Source organism: Streptomyces sp. MB09-02B (assembly GCF_033794485.1).
Lineage (GTDB): Bacteria > Actinomycetota > Actinomycetes > Streptomycetales > Streptomycetaceae > Streptomyces.
Genome location: NZ_JARGEE010000865.1, coordinates 1 through 1,334 on the forward strand (window position 1 = coordinate 1; position 1,334 = coordinate 1,334).

A 1,334-nucleotide genomic window follows, 5' to 3' on the forward strand; every position below is an offset into this window, starting at 1 on the left:
ACAACGCACCCCCCGGCCCCCGACCTCACGTATCGAAGTCCACCGTCAACGTGTCCGTGACCGGGTACGACTGGCAGGTCAGGACGTACCCCGCCTCGACCTCCGCCGGCTCCAGCGCGAAGTTGCGGCGCATCTCGGCCCGGCCGTCCGTGACCAGCGCGCGGCACGTGCCGCAGACCCCGCCCTTGCAGGCGAACGGCAGGTCGGGGCGGGTGCGTTGGGCGCCGTCGAGGACGCTGCGCTCGCGGGGCAGCGCGGCGGTCGTGGTGCGGCCGTCGAGGACGACCGTGACCTCGCTGACGGGCCCCTCCGCGGCGACCTCCTCGTGCCGCGCCTCCCGGACCGGTTCGTCGTCGGCGTAGAACAGCTCCTGGTGGACACGGTCGGCGGGGACGCCGAGTCCGTCCAGGACCCGCTGGGCGTCGCGGACCATGCCGTGCGGGCCGCACAGCCACCAGTGGTCGGCCGTCCCGACGTCGACCAGGGAGTCGATCAGCGCCGCGAGCCGCTCGGCGTCGAGGCGGCCGGAGAGCACCTCGGCCTCGCGGGGTTCGCGGGAGAGGACGTGGGCGAGTTGGAAGCGGGCCGGGTACAGGTCCTTCAGGTCGGCCAGTTCGTCGGCGAACATCACCGTGCCCGTGCGGCGGTTGCCGTAGAAGAGGGTCACGGTGGAGCGGGGGTCGGCGGCGAGCACGGACTCGGCGATGGAGACCATGGGGGTGATGCCGGAGCCGGCCGCGATCAGCACATGGTGGCCGGGGGTGGTGAGGTCCGGAGTGAAGAAGCCGGTGGGGGCCATGACCTCTACGGTGTCGCCGGGTCGCACGTCGTTGACCAGCCACGACGAGAAGAGTCCGCCCTGCACGACCCGTACACCGATGCGCAGGGTCGTCCCGGCCGGGGAGCAGATCGAGTACGACCGCCGCTCGTCGCGGCCGCCGATCTCGCGCCGCAGCGTCAGCGACTGCCCCGGCGCGAACGCGAACTCCTCCGCCAGCTCCGCCGGAACCTCGAACCCGACGGCGACCGCGTCCTCACAGAGCGGCTGCACGGCGGCGACCCGCAGGACGTGGAACCCCGGCCGTCGCCGCGCACGTGCGCGCCCCGCACCGCCCCGGAGAACGGCCGAATCCGGAACCCCTCTCGTCGGGCTCTCGCTGAGGCCTTCCATCAGATCTCCTTGACGTGCTCGAACGGCTCGCGGCAGGTGCGGCAGCGCCACAGGGACTTGCAGGACGTGGCGGCGAAGCGGGACGTCTCCTCGGTGTCGGCGGAGCCGCAGCGGGGGCAGGCGACGGACCGTCGGGTGGGCGCCAGCACGAGGGGGACGGGGC

The 1,334-nt window shown here is 73.3% G+C and carries 1 protein-coding gene and 1 pseudogene; both read right to left on the reverse strand.

Annotation, left to right across the window (positions count from 1 at the left end; translation table 11 throughout):
- Window positions 1-25 precede the first annotated feature (25 nt).
- Complete coding sequence (gene paaE, locus P1P70_RS44705) at window positions 26-1,171, reverse strand: 1,2-phenylacetyl-CoA epoxidase subunit PaaE (RefSeq protein ID WP_319248241.1); 1,146 nt, start codon at window positions 1,169-1,171, stop codon at window positions 26-28.
- Window positions 1,171-1,334: pseudogene (locus P1P70_RS44710) on the reverse strand (phenylacetate-CoA oxygenase subunit PaaJ); the annotation flags it as partial. The pseudogene P1P70_RS44710 and the gene paaE, both read right to left, overlap by 1 nt.

Excerpts from the sequence above, each read along its gene's own strand:
- paaE (WP_319248241.1), bottom strand. The coding sequence starts at position 1,171 with ATGGAAGGCCTCAGCGAGAGCCCGACGAGAGGGGTTCCGGATTCGGCC.